The following is a 20,203-nucleotide window of genomic DNA, read 5'->3' as shown; positions in this document are numbered from 1 at the left end:
TTAGCCCTGAAAACGGGCGCTGTACTCTCCCGGCGTCAGGCCAAACTGACGCCGGAAAACGCGACAAAAATAGTCGCTATCAGGAAAACCGCAACGTTCAGCCACTTCATGAATCGACAGGTGGTATTTCTGCAAGATCATCCTTGCCTTCGCCATCCGTACCCAGCGAACATATTCGATAAAGCGCATCGTTCCATGCTGAGCAAACAGTTTTGACAGATGATTGGGTGTGATATTAAAAAACTGCGCCACGCTTTCACGGGTGAGCTGCTGGGAAAAATTATCCTGAACCCAGTTACAAATGCTGTGATAGAGGAAATCGCCGCGCGGTTGTGTATTACCGGGCGGCATATTCACCACGTTTCGGCAAAGATGCAGCAAACTTAACACCAGCGGCTGAATGATATTTTGCTCCAGCGGTGAACGGCTGAGATGGGTGAGGGCGGTGAGCATCGCTTCGCCTTCGCCGCGTTGCAGGTTGGGAAGCTGGATCTGACGAACAGGATGCAACAGCGAGGTAGTGCGACTATCGTAAAACGATAATCCAAGCCAGGTTGGGGCAAATACCAGGCTTAACAGCATTGCCGGTTTGTTGTTGACCGGTAAATTAGCCGCACGCGCCGGAATAAACAGCATTTCTCCTTCCACCATGCGTACCTGCTTTGCTTCCAGCGAGTTGCCGTATTCGCCGCGTAGCACAATATCCAGACGCGGAAAATCAATACATAAACTCCCGACAGGCAGTGAGGCAGGCTGGCTGGCAAACCAGACGCGCCCCAGCAGTTGCGGGTTAAGCACCAGGCCGCTGAACAGATCGGCGAAAAATTGTTGATCGGCGGGCAAGCCTGCTGCTTTCATTTGTATTCCCTGAATCAGAGATGCATTAACTGCCTGAACTCTTTTACTTTGCTGCGACTAACTGGCACTTCAAAATCCAGATCTTTCAGCCGCAAAATGTAGGTGTTATTAAACCACGGTTCTATCTCGCGAATTTTGTTCAGATTGACACAAAACGAGCGATGACAGCGAAAAAAGTGCGATGGCGGGAGTTTGTTGCAAAACTCGGTAATATTCATTGGCATCACATAAGACTCACGCCGCGTATAGACAAACGTCATTTTTTCGTGCGCTTCAGCGTAATAAATGTCATTGATTGGCGTCACGATGATGCGTTCATCTTTCACCAGATTAATGGTGTCATTTTCACGCGTTAGCGGTGCGGTGGGCGTGTTGCTGGTTTGCTGTTGTTGCCAGGCCGCTTCCAGTTTTTGCAGCATCCCGGTGATGCGTGACTCCTGGTATGGCTTGAGAATGTAGTCAAATGCTTCCAGTTCGAACGCTTCCACCGCATGTTCTTTCCATGCGGTTATAAATACAATAAACGGTTTATGGGCAAACTGGCTGATGTTTTGCGCCAGCAGTACGCCATCCAGCGACGGAATATTGATATCCAGAAAAATGGCGTCGACGCGGTTATGTTGCAAAAACTTCAACACGTCCAGACCGTCGTCAAAGGTGCCGACAATCTCCATCTGGCTGTGCTCTTTTATCAGCCAGCTAAGTTCCTGTTGTGCCAGGAATTCGTCTTCAACAATGATGACTTTCACAATATCACTCCGGCTCAAAGCAATAACGTAGCCTGTGAGGCGACGGGGGTGCGGTGGTTAGGAATGTAAAACGCGATTTCCGTTCCCGGTTCCAGACGACGGATATGTAACCCCTCACCATATAATAACTTCACACGATGATGCACATTCAGCAGGCCGATTTTATTACCCGGCATTTCGTTCGCTTCGACTCGCTCAATGACTTTCGGGTCAATGCCGTGTCCGGTATCTCTCACTGCAATCCGAACCCGATTACCGCACTCTGCAACGCTGATGGTGACAACGCCTTTCCCTTTACAGGGCTGAATACCGTGCACAATGGCATTTTCTACCAGCGGCTGAATCAACAGACTTGGAATGCAGCAATTTACCTCTTCATCAATATCGTAGATAACGGTCAGTTTGTCGCCAAAACGGGCCTGCTCAATGGCGATATAGTCTTTAATTTGGTACAGCTCTTTTTTGATATCGATTTGCTCATCGTCTTTTAATTCAATGTTATAGCGGAGATAACGCGATAAATTAAAGATGAGCTGGCGAGCGGTATCTGGATTCAGACGAATCGACGATGAGATTGCATTCAGAGCATTAAACAGAAAATGGGGATTAATTTTGCTTTGCAGGGCGCGAAGTTCTGCCTTATTTGCCATTTCACGTAATTGCTCGGCGCGAGAAACTTCCAGTTGAGTGGAGATAATTTGCGACAGGCCGACCGCCATTTCCTGTAATGACGAGGTTATCTGGTGAGCATGGCAGTAGTAAATTTTCAACGTGCCGGTCACTACGCCTTTCTCCCACAGCGGGATCACCAGCATGGAATGGATCTCCGGCGTGCGGTGGGCTTCATCATTATTTTTAATGATGATTTTTCCGTAGTTCATTGCCTGACGCGTCGTTGGGCTAATGAAATCATCGCCATTCTGGTAGTTGTGTTCCCCCACGCCAACATAGGCCAGTACATGTTCCGTATTGGTAATCGCCACTGCGTCGGCGTGAATATCATCGCGGATAATTTCACAGACTTTACGTAATGATTCGCTATTCACATGACGAAACAGCGGCAGCGTTTTATTGGCGATATCCAGCGCCAACTTAGCCTGCCGCGCGGCACTGGCTTCTTTTTCGCCCTCAACGCTTTGTACCAGCAGCACAATAAAGCCGATACAGACGCTGCCGAGGATCATCGGGATACCAATTTTGGAGACGATGTCCAGCCCCAGTGCGGTAGTCGGCGCCCAGATAATCACCAGAATCATGGTCAGCGTTTCACACAACATGCCGCCGAGAATACCGACGCGCCAGCGTTGCGCTTTAGGGATTTTCAGGTTAATCCAGCCGGAAATACATCCTGCGAGAATACTGGTGATGAAGCAGGGGATCGCCGTCACACCACCAATATCAATTAAATAACGATGAATACCGGCGATCACGCCGGTAATGATGCCCACCCACGGGCCAAACAGGATCCCGCCAGACATTACCGCGATAATACGGACGTTAACCAGTGAACCTTCCACCGGTACGCCGGACCAGGTACTGAACAGGGCGAACAGTGAGAATATCGCGGTAACGGCGAGCAACTCTTTCGGTGAGTGTGCCGACTTGTGCAACAGTTCGCGAAACAGACGGATACGAATGAGGAAAAACAGGCAGATAAGCATTAACGCTGCCCGATCGAATACCGCCAGCAGCATGTTGAATATTTCGTGCACGGGTGACTCTGAATAAGGATTAAACCTCTATGATAGGTAACCTGAAGGCCGATGACCAGTGTGCTTCTTTTTGAGGAAAAACCACATTTTTAAAAGGGGATTGATCGCTGAATGGTGTATTAACAATACCTCTCTTGCTGATGACACGCTAAATAGTAAATTTATTGCAATTATAATGTTAATTATGTTGGTGGTGTTTTTCGTGTCGATTGTTCTTAATTTCCTGTTTTAAGAAATGTGTTCCTCTTTTTTGGCAATAAAAAATATTTTGCTAAAGCACTCGACAGACAGAATTTGTTCAGGCTATTTTCAAAACAGCCACCATCGTGGCAGCGTCGCTCGGACGGTCCGGGCGCTCACGTGAATCTGAGGAAATTATGGCTGACACTCGCCCTGAACGTCGCTTTACGCGCATTGATCGCCTCCCGCCTTACGTTTTTAACATTACCGCTGAACTGAAAATGGCTGCGCGTCGGCGCGGTGAAGATATTATCGATTTCAGTATGGGCAACCCGGACGGTGCGACTCCACCGCATATTGTCGAAAAATTATGTACTGTGGCGCAGCGACCGGACACACACGGTTACTCCACGTCACGCGGTATTCCGCGGTTACGTCGCGCGATCTCCCACTGGTATCGGGAGCGCTATGACGTTGATATCGACCCGGAATCAGAAGCTATCGTCACCATTGGCTCGAAAGAGGGACTGGCGCATCTGATGCTGGCGACGCTGGATCATGGCGACACCGTGCTGGTGCCAAATCCAAGCTATCCGATCCATATTTACGGTGCGGTAATTGCCGGCGCGCAGGTACGTTCAGTGCCGCTGGTGGAAGGTGTCGATTTCTTCAACGAACTGGAACGCGCCATTCGTGAAAGCTATCCGAAACCCAGGATGATGATTCTTGGCTTTCCGTCGAACCCTACAGCGCAATGTGTGGAACTGGAATTCTTCGAAAAAGTGATCGCGCTGGCGAAACGCTACGATGTGCTGGTGGTCCACGACCTGGCCTATGCCGATATCGTCTACGACGGCTGGAAAGCGCCGTCAATCATGCAGGTGCCGGGCGCGCGTGATGTGGCGGTTGAGTTTTTTACTCTGTCGAAAAGCTACAACATGGCAGGCTGGCGAATTGGTTTTATGGTTGGTAACAAGACGCTGGTCAGCGCGCTGGCGCGTATCAAAAGCTATCACGATTACGGCACCTTTACGCCATTGCAGGTAGCCGCTATTGCGGCGCTGGAAGGCGATCAGCAATGTGTGCGTGATATTGCTGAACAGTATAAGCGTCGCCGCGATGTGTTGGTAAAAGGGCTACATGAAGCAGGCTGGATGGTTGAAATGCCGAAGGCTTCGATGTACGTCTGGGCAAAAATACCAGAACCATATGCCGCAATGGGGTCGCTCGAATTTGCCAGGAAACTGCTCAATGAAGCGAAGGTGTGTGTTTCTCCAGGCATCGGTTTTGGCGACTACGGCGATACGCATGTGCGCTTTGCGCTGATTGAAAACCGTGATCGTATTCGTCAGGCCATCAGGGGCATTAAAGCGATGTTCCGCGCCGATGGCTTACTGCCAGCCAGCAGCAAACATATTCACGAAGACGCTGAATAAACGCTTCTTCAGAAAAGCGAACAGGAGCCAGATGGCTCCTGTTTTTCATTGCACAGTTTGCTTTTAGATCATCAGGGCAAAAGTACCGGCCCAAACGATGACCATAAAAGAAATGCCCATAAAGAAATATTTCACTTTACATCTCTCCGCGTAATTTACTGTTACGCCTGAATGACTTCATTACACCTGCTACAGTGAGTTGACACCGGGCAAAACGACCTTAAAAGTTCTCTGTTTTGCCGTGGGCGCCACCCCAGAATTCTGAGCTAATCTGCTCGAGACGGCGCTAATGTACGCCTAAAAATGGGACGAAACAAGAGGCATTTTCTTATTTACTTTTAGTAACTTACGAGTGTCTCATATCGGCGACAGTTTAATTTCTGGCAGTAATAATTCACGATTCAGCGAAGGAAAAAAACTTAAGAAAAAAGCCATAAAAACCATGAGGTTATTATGGCTGATTCGAGGAGGATGAGTGCAGCGGTTATTTGTTAAACGTATAACGACGCTTCGCCCACGGGACGGGTTTTAAAGCGGCGGTGGATCCAGAGATACTGCTCCGGCGCACGCATAATCTCTTTCTCAATAATTTTGTTCATGTAAGCAGCAGCCTGATTTTCATCTGCCGGATAACCTTGCATCTCCGGCGTAATAAACAGACGGTAACCGCTGTAATCGGCTTTTCTCACCATCGTTACGGTTAGCATGGCTGCGCCAGAAAGACGAGAGAGCACATAGGTACCGTTAGTCGTCGCGACATCTTTTACCGCGAAGAAAGGAGCGAAAGAGCTGCCTTTACGACCATAATCCTGGTCGGGGGCGAACCACACGGCTTCGCCTTTTTTCAGTGCGCCGACGATACCACGCAGATTATTTCTGCCGATCATCGCTTTATTAGAGCGCATGCGGCCACGTGTCTGCACCCACTCCATTAGCTGGTTATTATGCGGGCGGTAAGTGGCCATCATCGGCTGACACAGGCCCATCACGCGGCCACCCAGCTCCAGCGACATAAAATGCACGCCGACCACCATAACGCCGCGATTTTGCATTTGCGCGCGTTTGAGGTTATCCAGGCCATCAACATCAAACCATTTATGTACGCGATGATCGGGCCAGAACCAGGCCATTCCGGTTTCTACCAGCGCCATACCAAGCGCACGAAAGTTTTCAGCGATCATCTTCTCGCGTTGTTCAACTGAATATTGTGGGAAGCAAAGCTCAAGGTTTTTGCGCGCGATGGATTCACGACGTTTAAGAAACGGTCTGGCCATTGTGCCGATGCGTGTACCAAGAAAACACAGGGCAGGGTAAGGAAGCTGTACCCAAAGCCAGAGTACACCCAAACCAAACCACGTGAACCAGTAGCGAGGATGGAGAAACTCGCGAGAAAATTTGCGTTGTGGAAACATAGTTACCTTCTGTAGATACGCGTTGTTGTATCGCAGAAGATTTCTTGTCGACAGCGGTACACTCAATTGATTAGGCCATCATGTACGACAATGGTTCCTGTAAAGAGTGTAAAGACTAGTCAGGACAAAACCACGAGGAGCATGAATGCGGTCCTTCTACTTTATCATTAGCAGCCTGCTTTTCGCCACTGTTTATTAGTCACTCTGCGTGAATATATTTTAGTGTGATATTAGCGCCAGGCTAACATCTTGTTTTTCTTTTATTATCCGTCGGAAAAGAAAAAATCTCTGGCAAAGATTGCCAAAATTGCCAATGGGTAAGGATTGTCTTATTATTAAAATGATTGATGTTACAGGTTTTTTAGCGAGGCAGGAGGTTGAGCTATGATTTATTTATGGATGTTTCTCGCCCTTTGTATTGTTTGTGTCAGTGGATACATAGGACAGGTATTGGGCGTGGTATCAGCAGTCTCTTCCTTCTTCGGAATGGTGATCCTCGCCGCCATTATTTATTACTTCACTATGTGGTTAACTGGCGCTAATGAGCTGGTAACGGGCATATTTATGTTTATTGCTCCGGCTTGTGGTTTGATGATCCGTTTTATGGTGGGATACGGAAAACAATAACCTTGAAGGGCAGGAATATTTCGGCAGTGCTGGAATTAAATTATTCCAGCCTGCGCTGAACGTTCAGGCTAGCTTTGTTTTATATTGCTATTCATAGTTGGGAATTAAAAAACATCTCAATTCAACATAGTGTAAATAAAGATTATAAAAATCTCCAGGCTCCCGGATTGCATTTTTCTGAAATCACGCTGGAATTTTTTTATTTGAAATTGAAATAATCATTCATTGTTTTCTGGATGTTCATAAAATGCAATGAGTGATATCAGAACAAGGTCATTGACCGACTTTTATACGTTCATGATGAACTGATGAGACAGCATCGCTCATTCAGAGCGATGCTGCGTTGAAAAGTAATTAGCGGCCTTTTGCCAGATATTGTTTCATTTCTTCTTCCGGCACCATTCCACCTCCCGTCGCCCACACCAGATGAGTGGCATGACGCAGTTGTTCGGCGCTGAAACAGTGCATCTGTTGATAACTTACTGATGCGCACACGCGCTGAGGCCCCGCCATACCCGCCAGTGCCGAAGGTTCAAGACGAATGCCTTCTTCCTGCGCCAGCCAGCCAAGCATGTCATACATGGTTTGATCGCTAAGGGTATAGAAGCCATCCAGCAGACGCTCCATTGCCCGCCCGACAAAGCCCGATGCGCGACCAACCGCAAGGCCATCCGCGGCGGTAAGGTTGTCGATGCCAATATCCTGAACAGAAATCTGATCGTGTAATCCGGTATGGACGCCTAATAACATACACGGGGAGTGTGTTGGTTCGGCAAAAAAGCAGTGAACATGATCGCCAAACGCCAGTTTAAGTCCGAATGCGACGCCACCAGGACCACCGCCAACACCACACGGCAGATAGACAAACAGAGGGTTATCAGCATCGACGATGCGACCTTGCTGAGCAAATTGCGCCTTAAGACGCTGGCCTGCGACGGAATATCCAAGGAACAACGTGCGGGAATTTTCGTCATCAATAAAGAAACAGTTCGGGTCAGACTGCGCGGCTTTACGTCCTTCCTCGACGGCAACACCATAATCTTGCTCGTATTCCACGACAGTAACGCCATGACTGCGCAGTTTCGCTTTTTTCCACGCACGGGCATCAGCAGACATATGCACCGTTACCTTAAAGCCGATGCGGGCGCTCATAATACCAATTGATAACCCCAGATTTCCGGTTGATCCCACAGCAATACTGTATTGGCTAAAGAACTGTTTAAACTCCGGGGAAAGCAGTTTGCTGTAATCATCCTCAAGTGTCAGCAAACCCGCTTCCAGAGCCAGTTTTTCAGCATGGGCCAGGACTTCATAAATCCCACCACGTGCTTTTATGGAGCCGGAAATCGGCAAATGGCTGTCTTTTTTTAGTAGCAATTGCCCGGCGATCGGCTGGTGATATTCCTTTTCCAGCCGTTTTTGCATAGCAGGAATAGCAACCAGTTCTGATTCAATAATCCCCCCCGCGGCAGCCGTTTCAGGAAATGCTTTTGCCAGATACGGCGCAAAACGAGACAGGCGCGCATGGGCGTCCTGAACATCCTGTTCGGTCAGGCCAACATAAGGTAAACCTTCTGCCAATGAGGTGGTGCCAGGATTAAACCAGGTGGTTTCTTTAAGAGCAACCAGATCCTCTACCAACGGATACTGGGCGATGAGCGAATTCATTTTAGCGTTTTCCATAGTACGTCTCTTTGCGCTTAGATGATAAATGACAGCAGGAATGTGCCCGCCAGAGCGACGACCGAAGCGATAAATGTCGCTGTCGTATAGTATTTAAATGTTTCATTGAGCGTAGCGCCGCAATATTGCTTCACCAGCCAGAAAAGCGAGTCTGTCACGATTGTGCAGCCAATTGCGCCCGAACCGATGGCAATTGCAATAATTTCCGGGCTAATGTCGGGATACAGCGGCAGCATGGGTGCGACAATTGCCGTCGCTCCCATCATTGCTACGGTAGCGGAGCCCACTGCCGCATGCAGAATAAGCGCCACCAACCAGGCCAGAAGAATCGGGTGCATATGCATATTGGAGAGAATAACTGCCAGTGTATCCGCAAGACCGCTACTCTTCAGAATGGCGTTGAATGCGCCTCCGGCCCCGATAATCAGCAAAATATTGGCAATCGAACCAAAGCCGTTTTCTGTATGCGTGAGCATCGCCCCCATGCTCAGGTGCTGGCGTATGCCTAACACATAATAGGCGGCAAACACAGCGATAAACATGGCAGTGATAGGGTTGCCAATAAACTCAAGCAAGGAATACAAACCGCTCTCACGTGCCATATTCAGTTCGGCAATCGTTTTCACCAACATCAGCGCAATGGGCAGCAGTACGGTGAATAACGTTGCGCTTAATGAGGGCAGCGTTTTTTCATCGCGAACTTTGAGATCGGCAAACTCTGTGGGTACAGGTTTAAAGGGCAGTCGTTGACCCAGAAATTTAAGGAAAAGCGGGCCGCCAATCAGTGATGCCATCAGCCCAACCAGCAAGCCGTAGACGATCACCGAGCCGATATCTGCGCCCAATTTATTGGCAACATACAAAGCCGCCGGGTGCGGAGGAACCACACAGTGAACGGCCATCAGCGCGGTACACAGCGGAATAGCCAGCTTTAACAATGAGGTATTGGTTTTTTTAGCAATTGAAAAAGCCAGAGGAATCAACAGCACAACGCCCACTTCAACAAACAGCGTGATGCCACAAATCAGGCCCACCAGCACCATAATGACATCAGCCGAAAGCCAGCGGCAGCGCTGGAGCGTCAGACCAATTCTTTCTGCCGCCCCGGAAACTTCCATCATTTTTCCCAGAATTGTGCCAAGGCCGATAACTGCAGCGAGAAACCCCAGCGTTCCTCCAATCCCACTTTCAATGGCATTCACCATCTCCAGCGGCCCCATGTCCATCATCGCTCCCACGAAGAAGCTGGCCAGTAACAACGCCAGAAACGGGTGGAATTTGAACTTCACGATGGTCAGTACGATTAACACGATGCTGATAAGCAGCGTGCTCACAACCCAGATTTGAGAGTGCATATCTCACCTTCCCCTGTGATTAACCTGGTGATATTGGACAAAAAAACAACGCAGACTGACAAACGATAAAATTTGCCATTCACATGAGGTAAATCGAATCAAGAGAGTGATTTATGTCTAAAAATAGGGGTGAAATGAGATATGGTTCACTTTGGTTCACCTTAAAGCTGAATTTTCACTGTCATTTTTTTACACTCAGGAAAAAAATGAGGTGATTATGGAACCCCTACGTGAAATGAGAAATCGACTGCTTAATGGCTGGCAACTATCAAAACTGCATACTTTTGAAGTGGCTGCCAGGCATCAGTCTTTCGCCCTGGCGGCAGAGGAATTGTCGCTGAGTCCCAGCGCGGTAAGTCACCGTATTAATCAGCTGGAAGAAGAGTTGGGCATTCAGTTGTTTGTCCGTTCCCATCGCAAAGTGGAATTAACGCATGAGGGGAAACGTGTTTATTGGGCGTTAAAATCGTCGCTGGATACCCTGAATCAGGAGATCCTTGATATTAAAAATCAGGAGTTATCGGGAACCTTAACCTTGTATTCTCGTCCCTCTATCGCGCAATGCTGGCTGGTGCCTGCATTAGGTGACTTTACACGCCGCTATCCGTCGATTTCGCTCACCGTGCTCACCGGTAATGACAACATTAATCTGCAACGTGCCGGGGTCGATTTAGCGATTTACTTTGATGATGCGCCGTCAGCGCAACTGACTCATCATTTCCTGATGGATGAAGAAATATTGCCAGTGTGCAGTCCTGAATATGCCCAACGCCATGCTTTAACAAACACGGTAATTAATTTGCGCCACTGTACTCTGCTGCACGACAGACAGGCATGGAGCAATGACTCTGGCACGGATGAATGGCACAGTTGGGCACAACATTATGCGGTTAATTTGCCGACATCTTCGGGAATTGGCTTTGATCGTTCAGACTTAGCCGTCATCGCAGCGATGAATCATATTGGGGTCGCGATGGGCAGAAAACGTCTGGTACAAAAAAGGCTTGCCAGTGGTGAACTTGTCGCACCGTTTGGCGATATGGCGGTGAAATGTCATCAGCATTATTACATCACTACGCTGCCGGGAAGGCAGTGGCCGAAAATTGAGGCTTTTATTCACTGGTTAAGAGAACAAGTCTGCCAGTCTGAAAACCACATTTCATAATGTATTAAACGGCGGGCATGGGTAAAAATCCGGTGGGTAAATTTATTTTATCCGCTTTTTACCCGTCTTAAGGTAACGAACTGATGATTCACTGACAGGGGAGATATTCAGGGGATTTTGCGAACTGATAAATGGTGTCCCCTGCAGGAATCGAACCTGCAATTAGCCCTTAGGAGGGGCTCGTTATATCCATTTAACTAAGAGGACATTGCGGCATGAGTATACCCGCTAATGAACGACGGGGTAAGTATGTGAATGTTCGATTGCCTAAACCCTCGCCACCTGTGCGTGGTTTTTATCATTTTTCTTAATGTTTTCCGCATCTTCTGCTTTTGGATGCGCATCTTCTTTACGCTTGTTGCTGGCTCATTAGCACGTATAGCTAAATTGTGACGATTTTTTTACGCGTAACTGGCGGGTGTTACTCTGAAAATGCATAAATGACGATGTATGCCTTTTTCTGCTTTCGTGAAATCGCGTAGCCTACAGGTCATCAATTACCAGGCTATGATCAAATCAGCAAAACAAGTCGTCTGGACATCATTTGACGTGCTGTTACAATCGCACACACCTAAACAGGCGGATACGGTATCGTTCCGTCATGGATGGCAAACTGCATAAGCCATAAAAAAACAGGGAGACATTTATGAAGCTTCGCCTGTCGGCGCTTGCTCTGGGAACTACGCTTCTGGTGGGGTGTGCGAGTTCCGGCACAGATCAGCAAGGGCGTTCTGACCCGTTAGAAGGGTTTAACCGCACCATGTACAATTTCAACTTCAATGTGTTAGATCCGTATGTTGTTCGACCGGTGGCTGTCGCCTGGCGCGACTATGTCCCGCAACCGGCTCGTAATGGGCTGAGCAACTTTACCGGCAACCTTGAAGAACCTGCGGTAATGGTCAACTATTTCTTGCAGGGCGATCCTTATCAGGGGATGGTCCACTTTACCCGCTTTTTCCTGAACACCATTTTGGGTATGGGCGGCTTTATTGATGTCGCGGGGATGGCAAATCCGAAACTGCAACGTACGGAACCTCATCGTTTTGGTAGCACTCTGGGCCATTACGGCGTTGGCTACGGGCCGTACATGCAATTACCGTTCTACGGCAGCTTCACGTTGCGTGATGATGGCGGTGATATGGCGGATGGCTTGTATCCGGTACTTTCCTGGCTGACCTGGCCGATGTCTATCGGTAAATGGACGCTTGAAGGTATCGAAACTCGTGCGCAATTGCTGGATTCTGATGGCCTGCTTCGCCAGTCGTCAGATCCTTATATTATGGTGCGTGAGGCCTACTTCCAGCGTCATGACTTCATTGCCAATGGCGGTGAACTTAAACCGCAGGAAAACCCGAACGCGCAAGCGATTCAGGATGAGTTAAAAGAAATCGATTCTGAGTAATCGATAAATAAAAAAGGTGAGTCGCAAAACTCACCTTTTTTCTTATTAAATGACCAGGTTATCAGAACGCGTAGTTGAAGTTAGTACCGAACAGCCAGGCTTTACCTTCGGACTCGAATTGGTATGGGCCTTCGTTAATCTTCACACTCTGACCGTGCATATAAGAAACGCCAACATCGACGGATGCATCTTTATTAAACGCATAAGTCGTACCTGCGCTCAGCCAGAAACGGTCCTGATCGGGAATGGAAATCGAACGGTTTTGTGCCGGAACCGGGCTGTCATCGAAGGCGATACCCGTACGGAAGGTCCAGTTATCATCGTAGTAATAAGTGGTACCCAACGCGATGCGGTAAGCGTCTTTAAAGCCTTCATGTTTCTGGAACAACGTATCGCCACCGGTAGAGGTCGCTTTCAGTTGTTGGAACTGGCTCCAGCTGGTGTAAGCCAGGCTATAGTGAATCGCCCATTGCGGCGCGACACGGTTATAACCCGACACTTCCCACATTTCAGGCAGATTCAGCGTCAGATAACCTGACTGCGTTGCTCCGCCCGTAGCCGTTGGCAGACCGAAATTGTAGTTGTTAATAGCCACTGGCAGATCGCTGCTGTAGTTACCTTTGAAGTCAATTTTAACTTCAGAACGGTAGGTCAACGCGTAGCGGTTGTTTTTATCCAGTTCATACAGGATGCCGGCATTCCAGCCAAAGCCCCACTTGTTGCCATTCAGATGAGCAATTTTCTCATCGCTTGGGATGCTATTAGCCATGCCCGCCAGTTGCTGCCCTTGTGGCGTCGCCCCGGCGGGAGATTGCATAATCTGACCTGCAACCAGTTGCCCCAGGTCGCCCGCGAAGCGTTCAATTTTCGCGCGGGCGTAGACGGCATTCAGACCGAGACCAAAACTCCATGCGTTATTTAAACGATAGGCGCCGCTTAGGTTCATGTTGATGGTTTCGAGGTCGGTTGTACCACCGACAGAACCACCTGCATAGGTGTCGTTAAACTCTGTCGCCAGACCGTAGTTGGAGGTAATGGAAGCTCCCCAACCAAACTGATCGTTAATTGGCGCCACAAAGTGAGCGTTCGGAACCCATGCCGTCGGCGCGATGTTATCCGCGTCGAGGCTACGACCAGACGGAGAAGTCCCGCTGATATTCACATCAGGATCGATATAAACCGCACCGGCAGAAAAAGTCGGGCGATCAAACATAGTAATCAACGCCGGGTTACGACTGACGTTACCCGCGTCATCGGCAATTGCGCCTTCCCCAGAATAAGCCCGACCCAGGCCAGAGGAAGAAAATTCGTTTAACTGAAAGCCTGCTGACCAGGCCTGGGTGGAGATAAGTGCCACTGCGACTGCGAGAGCAGACTTTGTAAACAGGGTTTTCTGGCTCATGACCATAACCTCAATAATTTATTTTTATACAAACTATGTTACGTGGTGTAACAGGAGCGCGAAGTGTAGGGTCTGATGTACATCTTAGAAATCAGACCAGTGGCGAGAGTATAGGTCGGACCAGATAGAATGTTGCAAGTATGTTTCGATACTTTTTCAAATATGATCAAAGAAACGCGATCCAGCTGGCAAAATTTGGAGGTGGCGCACTCATTCATTTGGGTGAATTTTGTTTTAGATCATTTTTAAGTGTGATTTCGGTCACTTATCTGATTTTGCAGAATTAACAACTGGAGCGGCACTTTCCAGAAGCGTAAAATATCCGTAACGTTTATCTGGCACCTTGGGTGCACATACAGAGGAAATCAACGATGAGTAAATGTAGTGCTGATGAAACCCCGGTTTGCTGCTGTATGGATGTTGGCACCATTATGGACAACTCCGATTGCACCGCGTCTTACAGCCGTGTGTTTGCAAACCGCGCAGAAGCAGAACAAACGCTGGTGGCGCTGACTGAAAAAGCCCGTAGCGTAGAGTCCGAACCGTGCAAAATTACTCCGACTTTCACTGAAGAGTCTGACGGTGTTCGTCTGGATATTGATTTTACTTTTGCCTGCGAAGCTGAAATGCTGATCTTCCAGTTGGGTCTGCGTTAATTCCTCTCGGATAACGACGCCTCTGCCCGTTGCTGGCAGGGGCGTTTTCTTTTCTTCTTCCCGTTATCACTGTGTCATAGCTCTCACTTTCCCTTTTCTCTGCTTGGCTAAATGTAAAAAAATGGTTAAGACTATGATCAGGTCAGACCACTTTATATCTTTTTTTTACAGGGGAATGTTATGGGTCAGGTTTTACCGCTGGTTACCCGTCACGGCGATCGTATCGCCATTGTCAGTGGGCTACGTACGCCTTTTGCCCGTCAGGCGACGGCATTTCATGGCATTCCTGCTGTTGATTTGGGGAAGATGGTGGTCGGTGAACTGCTCGCCCGCAGTGAAATTCCCGCCGATGTGATTGAACAACTGGTCTTTGGTCAGGTTGTGCAAATGCCGGAAGCCCCCAACATTGCCCGTGAAATTGTTCTTGGCGTCGGAATGAATGTCCATACCGATGCTTATAGCGTTAGTCGCGCTTGCGCCACGAGTTTTCAGGCTGTCGCTAACGTTGCCGAAAGTTTAATGGCGGGAACCATTCGCGCGGGTATTGCGGGCGGAGCTGACTCCTCTTCCGTATTGCCAATTGGCGTCAGTAAAAAACTGGCGCGAGTGCTGGTGGATGTCAACAAAGCCCGCACGCTGAGCCAGCGTCTGAAACTATTCTCCCGCCTGCGTTTACGTGACCTGATGCCTGTACCGCCTGCGGTGGCGGAATACTCCACCGGCTTGCGAATGGGTGACACTGCGGAGCAAATGGCGAAAACATACGGCATTACTCGCGAACAGCAGGATGCATTGGCCCATCGTTCGCATCAACGTGCCGCTCTGGCGTGGTCGGAAGGAAAACTTAAAGAAGAGGTGATGACCGCCTACATCCCTCCTTATAAACAGCCTCTCGCAGAAGATAATAATATTCGCGGTAATTCCACGCTTGCTGATTACGCAAAGTTACGCCCGGCGTTTGATCGTAAACATGGCACAGTGACTGCGGCGAACAGTACGCCGCTGACCGATGGCGCAGCCGCTGTGATCCTGATGACCGAATCGCGGGCGAAAGAATTAGGGCTGATACCGTTGGGATATCTGCGTAGCTACGCGTTTACCGCGATTGATGTCTGGCAGGACATGTTGCTCGGCCCGGCCTGGTCAACACCGCTGGCGCTGGAACGTGCTGGTTTGACGATGGCCGATCTGACGTTGATTGATATGCACGAAGCCTTTGCCGCCCAAACGCTGGCGAATATCCAGTTACTCGGTAGTGAACGTTTTGCCCGCGATGTGTTAGGAAGAATGCATGCTACCGGTGAAGTTGACGACAGTAAATTTAATGTGCTCGGCGGTTCCATTGCTTACGGTCATCCTTTTGCCGCAACAGGTGCGCGAATGATCACCCAGACCTTACATGAACTGCGCCGCCGTGGCGGTGGATTTGGTTTGGTGACCGCCTGTGCCGCAGGTGGACTTGGCGCAGCAATGGTTCTGGAGGCGGAATAATGGAAATAGCATCAGCATTTACCCTCAATGTGCGTCTGGACAATGTTGCCGTCATCTCTATTGACGTTCCCGGCGAGAAAATGAATACCCTGAAGGCAGAGTTCGCTTCGCAGGTACGCGCCATCATTAAGCAACTCCGTGAAAACAAAAATCTGCGCGGCGTGGTGTTTATCTCCGCGAAGCCGGACAACTTTATTGCCGGGGCAGACATCAACATGATCGGCAACTGCAAAACGGCACAAGAGGCGGAAGCGTTGGCGCGGCAAGGCCAGCAGTTGATGGCGGAAATTCATGCCTTACCCGTACCGGTTATTGCCGCTGTCCACGGCGCTTGCCTCGGTGGCGGGTTGGAGCTGGCGCTGGCCTGTCACGGACGCGTCTGTAGTGACGACCCTAAAACGGTGCTTGGTTTACCGGAAGTCCAACTGGGATTATTGCCCGGTTCGGGCGGAACTCAGCGTTTACCCCGACTGGTGGGCGTTAGCACTGCGCTGGAGATGATCCTCACCGGCAAGCAACTTCGTGCGAAACAGGCGTTAAAATCTGGACTGGTGGATGATGTCGTTCCTCATTCCATTTTACTGGAAGCCGCGGTAGAGCTGGCGAAGCAGAATCGTCAGGCTTCACGAACTCTCCCAATCCGTGAGCGCGTAATGGCGGGGCCGTTGGGGCGTGCGTTGCTGTTCAAAATGGTCGGCAAAAAAACAGAGCAGAAAACACAGGGCAATTATCCGGCGACAGAGCGTATTCTTGAGGTTATCGAAACCGGGCTGGCGCAAGGCGTCAGCAGTGGTTATGACGCTGAAGCTCGTGCTTTTGGCGAGCTGGCGATGACGCCGCAATCGCAAGCTCTGCGTAATCTCTTTTTTGCCAGTACAGAAGTGAAGAAAGATCCCGGTAGCGATGTCGAACCTGGCCCATTAAACAGCGTGGGGATTTTAGGCGGCGGCTTGATGGGCGGCGGTATTGCTTACGTCACTGCCTGCAAAGCGGGTCTTCCGGTACGAATTAAAGATATCAACGCCCAGGGCATTAATCATGCGTTGAAATACAGTTGGGATCAGCTGGACAGCAAAGTGCGCCGTCGTCATCTCAAAGCCAGCGAACGCGACAAGCAACTGGCTTTAATTTCCGGTACGACGGATTACCGCGGTTTTTCACATCGCGATTTGATTATTGAAGCGGTATTTGAAAATCTCGAATTAAAACAAAAGATGGTGGCAGAAGTTGAGCAAAATTGCGCTTCTCATACTATTTTTGCGTCGAATACGTCATCTTTACCCATTAGCGATATCGCCGCGTATGCCACGCGACCAGAACAGGTTATCGGCCTGCATTTCTTTAGTCCGGTCGAAAAAATGCCGCTGGTGGAAATTATTCCTCATGTCGGTACATCGGCGCAAACCATCGCCACCACGGTAAAACTGGCGAAAAAACAAGGTAAAACGCCGATCGTGGTGCAGGATAAAGCCGGGTTTTATGTCAATCGCATTTTAGCGCCGTACATTAACGAAGCTATCCGCATGTTGACTGAAGGCGAGCGTGTGGAGCATATCGATGCAGCGCTGGTTAAATTTGGTTTTCCTGTCGGACCAATCCAACTTTTGGATGAGGTAGGAATCGACACCGGGACTAAAATTATTCCTGTACTGGAAGCAACTTATGGAGAGCGTTTTAGCGCGCCTGCAAATATTGTCTCTTCAATTTTGAATGACGATCGCAAAGGCAGAAAAAATGGCCGGGGTTTCTATCTTTATGGCCCAAAAGGGCGTAAAAGCAAAAAACAGGTCGATCCCGCCATTTATCCGCTGATTGGCGCACAAGGGCAGGGGAGACTTTCCGCACCACAGATTGCTGAGCGGTGCGTGATGTTAATGCTGAATGAAGCCGTACGTTGTCTGGACGAACAGGTTATTCGCAGTGCCCGCGATGGCGATATTGGCGCCGTATTTGGTATTGGTTTCCCGCCGTTTCTTGGTGGCCCGTTCCGCTATATCGATACACTCGGGGTGGGGGAAGTCGTGGCGATAATGCAACGCCTGGCCACGCAGTATGGTTCGCGCTTTACCCCTTGTGAACGTTTACAAGAGATGAGCGAGCGTGGAGAAAGTTTTTGGAAAACAACTGCAACTGACCCTCATTAAAAGGGTCAAAGCTATATCAATCCGCGCTGAATGGCGGAGTTCAGGTCAAAATGTAAACACATATTGACTATACTTACGCCATTGAGGTAAAAAACAGCGTTTCATTCGGTGAATGGATAAGGCACAATGCCGGCCACCGTTTCGTTTCTCTGGTTTCAGATGAAACAAGACGGGTGAATCTGGTTAACAAAAGCGGTGCAATATGCAAGTTTTTATCATGCGTCACGGCGACGCAGCCCTCGATGCCGCCAGTGATTCGGTTCGTCCTCTGACCACTAATGGTTGTGACGAATCTCGCCTGATGGCGAACTGGCTGAAAGGTCAAAAAGTGGAAATCGAACGTGTTCTGGTGAGCCCGTTCCTGCGAGCCGAGCAAACACTGGAAGAAGTCGGGGATTGTATGGATCTGCCTTCCAGCGTGGAAGTTCTGCCGGAGTTGACGCCCTGCGGCGATGTTGGTCTGGTCAGTGCTTATCTTCAGGCATTGACCAACGAGGGTGTCAAATCGGTCCTGGTTATCTCTCACTTACCGTTAGTTGGGTATCTGGTTTCCGAGTTATGCCCGGGCGAAACGCCGCCTATGTTTACCACTTCAGCCATTGCCTGTGTAACGCTTGATGAAAGCGGAAACGGTACATTCAACTGGCAAATGAGCCCATGTAATCTGAAGATGGCGAAAGCGATTTAACCTCCTGGTATGCCCGATATGAGCAACATATCGGGCATTTCTGTTTTACATCTCATCATCAACACTCGACCGAAAACAAGCCGGGTTATCTTTATCTCCGCTTTCAGCTAGCGCCTTTGGGAGCTTTTGGAGAGTTCGTCGAGGGGAAGAGGAGATTTTTCGTCGTGATGTATTATTACATTAATAAACTCAAAACCTATGGCGGGTATTACTAATAATATTATTGGGTCCAGATAATATATTATTTAAATTCCTTTAAATTATATTCATAAAAGAACAGGCAGGCAAATTAAATATTTTTTTTGTGCTTTTTGCGAATGATAAATATTTGCATGGTGTATGTTTATGTCGTGTTTTTAACATAAAGTGTACAAAATAATCAGGATAGTCTTATGAATAAATACATTGTTTCTATATAACAATATTTTCTAACTTCTGAATTAAGTAAAATTAAATTGAAGCATCTGGACAAAAACCGTAATGTCTCGCCACACCAAAGAATATCTTCTTGCTCGACCTATTTCACTATTGGTCGGATAGCTTATTCGATGGCTGGGTATAAACACTTCCAGGATATTTATGATCTGCGGATTATATATTCCACGATGTTTATATTTTAATCATTTAGAGTTTAAGGATGAATAATGAGTAAGTTTGTTAAAACTGCCGTTGCGGCAGCGTTGGTCATGGGTGCGCTTTCTTCTGCTTCTGTTTTTGCCGCTAACAACGGTACCGCGCGTTTCTACGGTACGCTGGAAGATTCTGTCTGCTCTATTATTCCTGACGATCACAAACTGCAAGTCGACATGGGTGATATTGGCGCCAGCGCGATCTTAAACACCACGTCTACACCGAAATCTTTCCAGATCCGTTTGCAGGACTGTGCATTCGGTACTGAAACCACTATGGAAACGACATTCACCGGTACGAATTATACTGGCCCGAATACCGATAACTATGCGCTGTTTAGCCAGGATACGGGACGTGAAATGAAAAACGTCAGCCTGGTGATTGGCGATAAAGCGGGTGCTGGTTATAGAGTGGGTCAGCCTATCAAACAGAGTATTGTGATGGATACCGCTACTGGCAAAGGCAAAGCTAAACAGACTCTGGAATTTAAAGCCTGGTTAGTGGGTGAAGCTACACAGGCCGATCTGGGCGCCTTTGAAACCCTCACCACCTTCCAGATTACCTATCTCTAATGTGGTTGCCCCATGGCGTTACGCTATGGGGCCTCAATATA

The 20,203-nt window shown here is 48.7% G+C and carries 17 protein-coding genes, 1 tRNA gene and 1 pseudogene; 9 read left to right on the top strand and 10 right to left on the bottom strand.

Annotated features, from left to right (window positions below; translation table 11 throughout):
• Genes PS053_RS07215 through ypdA form a run of 3 tightly spaced genes read right to left on the bottom strand, consistent with a single transcriptional unit; the run spans position 1 to position 3,319 of the window.
• Positions 1–858, bottom strand: coding sequence for an AraC family transcriptional regulator (locus PS053_RS07215; RefSeq protein ID WP_000642252.1), 858 nt, complete (start codon positions 856–858; stop codon positions 1–3).
• Positions 859–872: 14 nt separating this feature from the next.
• On the bottom strand, positions 873–1,607 hold the full coding sequence (ypdB, locus tag PS053_RS07210) for a two-component system response regulator YpdB (RefSeq protein ID WP_002461650.1): 735 nt from the start codon (positions 1,605–1,607) through the stop codon (positions 873–875).
• A gap of 14 nt (positions 1,608–1,621) precedes the next feature.
• A complete protein-coding gene (gene ypdA / locus PS053_RS07205; protein ID WP_000544353.1) occupies positions 1,622–3,319 on the bottom strand; it encodes a two-component system sensor histidine kinase YpdA in 1,698 nt (565 codons plus the stop codon).
• A gap of 377 nt (positions 3,320–3,696) precedes the next feature.
• On the opposite strand from ypdA, the gene alaC reads away from it, so the two are divergent.
• The gene (gene alaC, locus PS053_RS07200; RefSeq protein ID WP_059228342.1) at positions 3,697–4,935 is read left to right on the top strand and encodes an alanine transaminase; all 1,239 of its coding nucleotides are present in this window, start codon (positions 3,697–3,699) and stop codon (positions 4,933–4,935) included.
• A gap of 63 nt (positions 4,936–4,998) precedes the next feature.
• On the opposite strand, the gene ypdK is transcribed toward alaC, so the two are convergent.
• The gene (gene ypdK, locus PS053_RS07195; protein WP_010723117.1) at positions 4,999–5,070 is read right to left on the bottom strand and encodes a membrane protein YpdK; all 72 of its coding nucleotides are present in this window, start codon (positions 5,068–5,070) and stop codon (positions 4,999–5,001) included.
• Between the two features lie 356 nt (positions 5,071–5,426).
• Positions 5,427–6,347: a kdo(2)-lipid IV(A) palmitoleoyltransferase gene (gene lpxP, locus PS053_RS07190; protein WP_256878991.1), complete on the bottom strand. Its 921-nt coding sequence runs from the start codon at positions 6,345–6,347 to the stop codon at positions 5,427–5,429.
• Between the two features lie 384 nt (positions 6,348–6,731).
• Here lpxP and PS053_RS07185 point away from each other — a divergent pair, with 384 nt between their 5' ends.
• A complete protein-coding gene (locus PS053_RS07185; protein ID WP_000639870.1) occupies positions 6,732–6,974 on the top strand; it encodes a YfdY family protein in 243 nt (80 codons plus the stop codon).
• Between the two features lie 354 nt (positions 6,975–7,328).
• Here PS053_RS07185 and dsdA read toward each other — a convergent pair whose 3' ends face one another.
• Positions 7,329–8,657 carry a D-serine ammonia-lyase gene (gene dsdA, locus PS053_RS07180; protein ID WP_059218297.1) on the bottom strand — a complete coding sequence of 443 codons (1,329 nt, stop codon included), beginning with the start codon at positions 8,655–8,657 and terminating at the stop codon, positions 7,329–7,331.
• 17 nt (positions 8,658–8,674) lie between these two features.
• A complete protein-coding gene (gene dsdX / locus PS053_RS07175; protein WP_000556029.1) occupies positions 8,675–10,012 on the bottom strand; it encodes a D-serine transporter DsdX in 1,338 nt (445 codons plus the stop codon).
• 217 nt (positions 10,013–10,229) lie between these two features.
• On the opposite strand from dsdX, the gene dsdC reads away from it, so the two are divergent.
• Positions 10,230–11,177: a DNA-binding transcriptional regulator DsdC gene (dsdC, locus tag PS053_RS07170; RefSeq protein WP_024164897.1), complete on the top strand. Its 948-nt coding sequence runs from the start codon at positions 10,230–10,232 to the stop codon at positions 11,175–11,177.
• 132 nt (positions 11,178–11,309) lie between these two features.
• Here dsdC and PS053_RS07165 read toward each other — a convergent pair.
• Both PS053_RS07165 and PS053_RS07160 read right to left on the bottom strand, forming a co-directional pair.
• Positions 11,310–11,384: transfer RNA gene (locus PS053_RS07165), tRNA-Arg, on the bottom strand.
• 60 nt (positions 11,385–11,444) lie between these two features.
• A pseudogene (locus tag PS053_RS07160) lies at positions 11,445–11,540 on the bottom strand (hypothetical protein); the annotation flags it as partial.
• 283 nt (positions 11,541–11,823) lie between these two features.
• On the opposite strand from PS053_RS07160, the gene mlaA reads away from it, so the two are divergent.
• Entirely contained in the window at positions 11,824–12,579 is a 756-nt protein-coding gene (gene mlaA, locus PS053_RS07155; protein WP_000776777.1) for a phospholipid-binding lipoprotein MlaA, read from the top strand.
• A 61-nt stretch (positions 12,580–12,640) separates the two neighbouring features.
• On the opposite strand, the gene fadL is transcribed toward mlaA, so the two are convergent.
• A complete protein-coding gene (gene fadL / locus PS053_RS07150) occupies positions 12,641–13,981 on the bottom strand; it encodes a long-chain fatty acid transporter FadL (RefSeq protein ID WP_002461669.1) in 1,341 nt (446 codons plus the stop codon).
• Positions 13,982–14,352: 371 nt separating this feature from the next.
• Between fadL and PS053_RS07145 the strand changes: the two genes are divergently transcribed.
• The 5 genes from PS053_RS07145 to PS053_RS07125 all read left to right on the top strand — a co-directional run bounded on the left by PS053_RS07145 (position 14,353) and on the right by PS053_RS07125 (position 20,162).
• Positions 14,353–14,637, top strand: a complete 285-nt coding sequence (locus PS053_RS07145) for a YfcZ/YiiS family protein (RefSeq protein ID WP_059223876.1) — start codon at positions 14,353–14,355, stop codon at positions 14,635–14,637.
• Positions 14,638–14,817: 180 nt separating this feature from the next.
• The gene (fadI, locus tag PS053_RS07140; protein ID WP_059250543.1) at positions 14,818–16,128 is read left to right on the top strand and encodes an acetyl-CoA C-acyltransferase FadI; all 1,311 of its coding nucleotides are present in this window, start codon (positions 14,818–14,820) and stop codon (positions 16,126–16,128) included.
• Positions 16,128–18,272: a fatty acid oxidation complex subunit alpha FadJ gene (gene fadJ / locus PS053_RS07135; RefSeq protein ID WP_256878992.1), complete on the top strand. Its 2,145-nt coding sequence runs from the start codon at positions 16,128–16,130 to the stop codon at positions 18,270–18,272. Before fadI ends, fadJ begins: the two co-directional genes overlap by 1 nt.
• 202 nt (positions 18,273–18,474) lie before the next feature.
• On the top strand, positions 18,475–18,960 hold the full coding sequence (gene sixA, locus PS053_RS07130) for a phosphohistidine phosphatase SixA (protein ID WP_001195822.1): 486 nt from the start codon (positions 18,475–18,477) through the stop codon (positions 18,958–18,960).
• Positions 18,961–19,604: 644 nt separating this feature from the next.
• Complete coding sequence (locus PS053_RS07125) at positions 19,605–20,162, top strand: fimbrial protein (protein WP_000033341.1); 558 nt, start codon at positions 19,605–19,607, stop codon at positions 20,160–20,162.
• Positions 20,163–20,203 lie beyond the last annotated feature (41 nt).

Source organism: Escherichia albertii (assembly GCF_028622335.1).
GTDB lineage: Bacteria > Pseudomonadota > Gammaproteobacteria > Enterobacterales > Enterobacteriaceae > Escherichia > Escherichia albertii.
This window is presented reverse-complemented; position numbering and strand designations above follow the sequence as displayed.

Excerpts from the sequence above, each read along its gene's own strand:
- alaC (WP_059228342.1), top strand. The coding sequence starts at position 3,697 with ATGGCTGACACTCGCCCTGAACGTCGCTTTACGCGCATTGATCGCCTC.
- PS053_RS07145 (WP_059223876.1), top strand. The coding sequence starts at position 14,353 with ATGAGTAAATGTAGTGCTGATGAAACCCCGGTTTGCTGCTGTATGGAT.
- mlaA (WP_000776777.1), top strand. The coding sequence starts at position 11,824 with ATGAAGCTTCGCCTGTCGGCGCTTGCTCTGGGAACTACGCTTCTGGTG.
- PS053_RS07125 (WP_000033341.1), top strand. The coding sequence starts at position 19,605 with ATGAGTAAGTTTGTTAAAACTGCCGTTGCGGCAGCGTTGGTCATGGGT.
- fadL (WP_002461669.1), bottom strand. The coding sequence starts at position 13,981 with ATGAGCCAGAAAACCCTGTTTACAAAGTCTGCTCTCGCAGTCGCAGTG.
- lpxP (WP_256878991.1), bottom strand. The coding sequence starts at position 6,347 with ATGTTTCCACAACGCAAATTTTCTCGCGAGTTTCTCCATCCTCGCTAC.
- dsdA (WP_059218297.1), bottom strand. The coding sequence starts at position 8,657 with ATGGAAAACGCTAAAATGAATTCGCTCATCGCCCAGTATCCGTTGGTA.
- fadJ (WP_256878992.1), top strand. The coding sequence starts at position 16,128 with ATGGAAATAGCATCAGCATTTACCCTCAATGTGCGTCTGGACAATGTT.
- dsdX (WP_000556029.1), bottom strand. The coding sequence starts at position 10,012 with ATGCACTCTCAAATCTGGGTTGTGAGCACGCTGCTTATCAGCATCGTG.
- PS053_RS07185 (WP_000639870.1), top strand. The coding sequence starts at position 6,732 with ATGATTTATTTATGGATGTTTCTCGCCCTTTGTATTGTTTGTGTCAGT.
- PS053_RS07215 (WP_000642252.1), bottom strand. The coding sequence starts at position 858 with ATGAAAGCAGCAGGCTTGCCCGCCGATCAACAATTTTTCGCCGATCTG.
- sixA (WP_001195822.1), top strand. The coding sequence starts at position 18,475 with ATGCAAGTTTTTATCATGCGTCACGGCGACGCAGCCCTCGATGCCGCC.
- dsdC (WP_024164897.1), top strand. The coding sequence starts at position 10,230 with ATGGAACCCCTACGTGAAATGAGAAATCGACTGCTTAATGGCTGGCAA.
- fadI (WP_059250543.1), top strand. The coding sequence starts at position 14,818 with ATGGGTCAGGTTTTACCGCTGGTTACCCGTCACGGCGATCGTATCGCC.